Below are 4,796 nucleotides of genomic sequence, written 5' to 3'. Positions count from 1 at the left end.
CTGACCGATCGACTCCAGCAGCTCGGCGGCCGACTCGTCGTCGAGCTCGGTGAGCTCGGCCTCGATCTTGGCGTCCAGGAAGACCGCATCCGCCGGCGCCACCAGCGCACGCAGATCCGCGACCCGGTCGGCATCGGTGAGCACCGCTTCATCGGCGTTGAACACGTAGAGGAACGGTTTGGTGGTCAGCAGATTCAATTCCCGCAGCAGCAGGGCATCGGCCCCCGCGGCGAAGAGCGTCGTCCCGCCGTCCAGCGTCTGTTGAGCGGCCACGGCTGCCTCGTAGAGCGGCTTGCGGTCCTTGCTGTTGCGAGCTTCTTTCTCCAGCCTCGGCACCGCGCGCTCGAGTGTTTGCAGATCGGCCAGTATCAGCTCGGTCTCGATGACCTCGATATCGGACTTGGGATCCACCTGTCCGGCGACGTGCGCCACATCGTCGTCGGAGAACACCCGCACCACCTGGCAGATCGCGTCGCATTCGCGGATATTGGCCAGGAATTTGTTGCCCAGGCCGGCACCTTCGGAGGCGCCCGCAACGAGGCCGGCGATATCGACGAAGGACACCGGCGCCGGGACGATGCGCTCGGAGTCGAACATCTCCGCCAAGGTCGCCAACCGAGGATCGGGCAGCGGCACGACACCCTCGTTCGGCTCGATCGTTGCGAAAGGATAGTTCGCGGCCACCACATTGTTTCTGGTCAGCGCGTTGAACAGCGTCGACTTGCCGACATTCGGCAGACCCACGATCCCGAGGCTCAAGCTCACAGGGACACAAGTGTAGGAGAGCCCGCCAGCGCGGAAGGTGGCACGCCCAGATGCTGATAACGAGGTCTTTACGAGCCTTTCGGCGCTGAGCCGGTACGGTCGACGTGTGTCAGCAGAGCGGACGCGGTCGGCGGTGGCAACGAATCACCGTTCGATAATCCCCAACATTCCTGGTGTGCCGTGGTGGGCCGCCGTGGTTGTCGCTGTAACCGGCACCGCCGCGGGCTTCGCCTTCGACGCCGGATCGGGCAAGGAACTGACGACCGTCTTCTCCGCGCTGTATGTGCTGGGTTGCGTCGCTGCGGTGCTGGCGGTGCGCCAGTCCGGTGTCTTCACCGCGGTCATCCAGCCACCGCTGATCTTGTTCGGTGCGGTGCCCGGGGCGTACTGGCTGTTCCACGGAGCTAAGTTCACCGGCCTCAAGGACCTCCTGATCAACTGCGGCTATCCACTGATCGAACGCTTCCCGCTGATGCTGTTCACCTCGGGTGGCGTGCTGTTAATCGGAATCATCCGCTGGTTGCTGGCAATGGCGATCCGCCCAGCCGCGACCGCCGACGCAGTGCCCACCGTCCCGGCGGGCCGACTGGCGTCGCTTTTGACCATCTTCCGTCGGGAATCTGCTGGCGCCGACAAAGCCGCAAAGCCCGGTTCACGGCGAACCCACGCCGTCGGACGTTCTGCGACGCCGGCGAGATCCGCACGGTCGGCCGACAGCAGGAGGACGGGCAAGCGGCCGGCGGCGTCACGCTCTCGGCATATCCGGCCGCCGCTGGACGAAGCAGCCGACCCGACCCTTGACCGCGCCCGACGTCGACGCCCGACGCGCCCCCGCGAGTTCGACGCTCCTGAGCCACCCCGCCGCGGCAGGGTGCCGCGCGATCCCGACCTGCGTGGTCGGCCGTCCCGGGAGATCCGCCGCGACCCGCCTGGTCGCACAGGCCGCCCGACCGGTCGCAGCAGCCGCTTCGACCCCTACCAGCCCATCGAGCCGTACGAGCCCGTCGCGCCCCCGGAGCCACGTCGCAGGCCGGTGCCGAACGGGACGTCCGGGGCCACCGCGACACACCACCCGATCTCGCAGGTCCGGTATCGCGGCTCGTCCCGAGCTGACGAGTCGCGCAACGAACCCACGTCGCGCCCCCGTCGACCGCGCGAATCCGCAGCCGACTCCTGGGATTACGACGTCTAGACGTCGCGCCGAGTCGGCCGAATCTCCCGCGGTAGGGCGAACACCAGTGTCTCGTTGGCCGTCGTCACGGGCTGCACCACGTCGTAGCCGTACTCGGCCAGCCGCTCCAGTACGCCACGCACCAGCACCTCAGGCACCGACGCGCCGGAGGTGACCCCGATCGTGGTAACACCGTCCAGCCACTTTGGGTCGATATCGTCGGCGTAGTCCACCAGATGCGCGGCGGCCGACCCGGCGCCGAGGGCCACCTCGACCAGCCGCACCGAGTTCGACGAGTTGCGCGACCCGACGACGACGACCAGCTCGCACTCGGGCGCCATCGCCTTGACCGCAACCTGCCGGTTCTGGGTTGCGTAGCAGATGTCGTCGCTCGGCGGGTCCTGCAGTTTCGGGAATCGCGCCCGCAGCCGCTGCACGGTCTCCATGGTCTCGTCGACGGACAGCGTGGTCTGCGACAGCCAGATGACCTTGTTCTCGTCGCGGACCATCACACCGTCGACAGCGCCGGGCCCGTCGACCAGCTGCACATGGTCCGGGGCTTCGCCGGCGGTTCCGATGACCTCCTCGTGGCCCTCGTGACCGATGAGCAGGATGTCGTAGTCGTCGCGGGCAAACCGCTTGGCCTCGTTATGCACCTTCGTGACCAACGGGCAGGTGGCGTCGATGACGCGCAGCGACCGTTCAACCGCCGACGTGTGCACGGTCGGCGCGACACCGTGCGCGGAAAACACCACGATAGCGCCCTCGGGGACCTCGTCGGTCTCGTCCACGAAAACCGCCCCCGCCTTGGCCAAGGTGTCCACCACGTGGCGGTTGTGCACGATCTCGTGCCGGACGTAGACCGGTCGGCCGTGCTTTTCCAGTGCACGCTCGACCGTCTCGACGGCACGGTCGACGCCGGCGCAATACCCACGCGGCTCGGCCAGCAGCACCCGCTTGCCGGTCACCGGCTCGACCGCCGAGCTGGCGGCACCCGGGATCCCCATGTTGACGGTCGGCGGCATGCCAATCAGGTTACTTTCTGCGGACTCGGGCTCGCCAGCTCGCGCCGTCGGCTTGGAGTTAACCGCCGGTTAGGGCAGGCTGGACCGCATGGCTACTGCACCGTATGGGGTCCGGCTGCTGGTGGGCGCGGCGACATTCGCCGTCGAGGAGACGATCAAGCTGCCGAAAACCATCCTGATGTATCCGATGACGCTGGCCAGTCAGGCCGCGCACCTCGTGATGCGATTCCAGCAGAACCTGGCCGAGCTGGTGATCAAGGGTGACTCGACCCTGGAGCAGATCTTTCCGCCCAAGGAAGAGCAGCCGGAGTGGGCGACGTTCGATGAGGACCTGGACGGCTCTGACGGCGATGCCGAGGCATACCCAGTTGGCGTCGACGCGTCCGACACCGAGAACCGCGCCGAAGGGCGGTTCGCGCTGTACACCGCACCCGACCCGTCGGCCGGGGGCGCGACGGGCGATGCGCCGACTCGGCCGGTGTCTGTCACCCGCGCGCGAAGGCCGGCCGCCACGTCGACGGTCCCTGCGCCGGAAGTGGCCGAGGAGCTCGACTACGAAACGCTGACGCTGGCCCAGCTGCGGGCCAGACTGCAAACGCTCGACGTGGATGAACTCGAGGCGCTGTTGGCCTACGAGGAGGCCACCAAGGCGCGTGCACCGTTCCAGACGCTGCTGGCCAACAGGATCACTCGCGCGACGGCGAAGTGACCGCCGCGGTGCCCGGTGAACGGACTCCGCCGCCGAATTCGGCCGAGAACCCGTATCCGGTTCGCGCGGTGGCCATCCGGATCGCGGGCTGGATCGACAAATTGGGCACGGTCTGGGTGGAAGGTCAGTTGACCCAAATCAACATCAGGCCGGGCGCCAAGACGGTGTTCATGGTGTTGCGTGATCCGGCGGCCGACATGTCGCTGACCGTAACCGCCCCACGCGATTTGGTGGACCGTGCGCCGGTAAAGCTCGTCGAGGGTGTGCAGGTGGTGGTCTGCGGCAAGCCGAACTTCTTCACCGGACGTGGCACATTCTCGTTGCGGCTCAGCGAAATACGCGCGGTGGGGATCGGCGAACTGCTGGCACGCATCGAGCGGTTGCGGCAACTCCTGGACGCCGAGGGGCTGTTCGATCCACGGCTCAAGCGGCCGATTCCGTTCCTGCCGGCCACGGTCGGGCTGATCACCGGCCGGGCCAGCGCCGCCGAGCGGGACGTCACCACGGTGGCCGCCGCGCGCTGGCCCGCGGTGCGGTTCGCCGTGCGCAACACCGCCGTCCAAGGTCCCACCGCCGTCGCCCAGATCGTCGATGCGCTGCGCGAACTGGACGCCATCGCCGACGTCGACGTGATCGTGGTGGCCCGCGGCGGCGGCAGCGTCGAGGACCTGCTGCCGTTTTCCGACGAGACGCTGTGCCGCGCGATCGCCTCCTGCCGCACCCCGGTGGTCAGTGCGGTCGGTCACGAGCCCGACAACCCGCTGTGCGACCTGGTTGCCGACCTACGCGCCGCGACTCCCACCGATGCTGCCAAGAAGATCGTCCCGGATACCGCGGCCGAGCAGCACCTGCTCGCCGACCTGCGCCAGCGCAGCGCCCAGGCGCTGCGCAACTGGGTGACTCGCGAACAGCGCGCGCTCGCGCAGTTGCGCAGCCGCCCGGTATTGGCCGAGCCGCTGGCCGCCCTGCGGGTGCGCGCCGAGGAGGTGCACCGCGCCCGGTCGGCGGTTCGCCGGGACATCACCCGAATGATCGACGTGGAGGCCGAACGCGTCGCTCACTTGTCCGCCCGGCTGGCTACGTTGGGTCCGGCGGCCACCCTGGCCCGCGGCTACGCCGTGGTGCA

Annotated in this window: 5 protein-coding genes; 3 read left to right on the top strand and 2 right to left on the bottom strand. The window is 68.2% G+C overall.

From position 1 onward, the window contains the following. On the bottom strand, nucleotides 1–765 hold a 765-nt coding region (locus VEI45_RS06875; RefSeq protein ID WP_324851387.1), incomplete at its 3' end, for a GTPase. Between the two features lie 106 nt (nucleotides 766–871). Between VEI45_RS06875 and VEI45_RS06870 the strand changes: the two genes are divergently transcribed. Then, complete coding sequence (locus tag VEI45_RS06870; RefSeq protein ID WP_324851386.1) at nucleotides 872–1,957, top strand: DUF6542 domain-containing protein; 1,086 nt, start codon at nucleotides 872–874, stop codon at nucleotides 1,955–1,957. On the opposite strand, the gene VEI45_RS06865 is transcribed toward VEI45_RS06870, so the two are convergent. Beyond that, nucleotides 1,954–2,961 (bottom strand): 4-hydroxy-3-methylbut-2-enyl diphosphate reductase, encoded by a 1,008-nt coding sequence (locus VEI45_RS06865; RefSeq protein ID WP_324851384.1) that lies wholly within the window; start codon nucleotides 2,959–2,961, stop codon nucleotides 1,954–1,956. The two genes, VEI45_RS06870 and VEI45_RS06865, sit on opposite strands and share 4 nt — an antisense overlap. Before the next feature lie 88 nt (nucleotides 2,962–3,049). Here VEI45_RS06865 and VEI45_RS06860 point away from each other — a divergent pair, with 88 nt between their 5' ends. Together VEI45_RS06860 and xseA are read left to right on the top strand one after the other, a co-directional pair. Continuing rightward, nucleotides 3,050–3,670 carry a lipid droplet-associated protein gene (locus VEI45_RS06860; RefSeq protein WP_324851382.1) on the top strand — a complete coding sequence of 207 codons (621 nt, stop codon included), beginning with the start codon at nucleotides 3,050–3,052 and terminating at the stop codon, nucleotides 3,668–3,670. Between the two features lie 8 nt (nucleotides 3,671–3,678). Beyond that, a partial coding sequence (xseA, locus tag VEI45_RS06855; protein ID WP_324851389.1) for an exodeoxyribonuclease VII large subunit occupies nucleotides 3,679–4,796 on the top strand: 1,118 nt, incomplete at its 3' end.

This window comes from Mycobacterium sp., from assembly GCF_035623875.1.
Lineage (GTDB): Bacteria > Actinomycetota > Actinomycetes > Mycobacteriales > Mycobacteriaceae > Mycobacterium.
This window is presented reverse-complemented; position numbering and strand designations above follow the sequence as displayed.

What these genes read in the sequence shown, in the direction of transcription:
- VEI45_RS06865 (WP_324851384.1), bottom strand. Translation starts at nt 2,961, where the DNA reads ATGCCGCCGACCGTCAACATGGGGATCCCGGGTGCCGCCAGCTCGGCG.
- VEI45_RS06860 (WP_324851382.1), top strand. Translation starts at nt 3,050, where the DNA reads ATGGCTACTGCACCGTATGGGGTCCGGCTGCTGGTGGGCGCGGCGACA.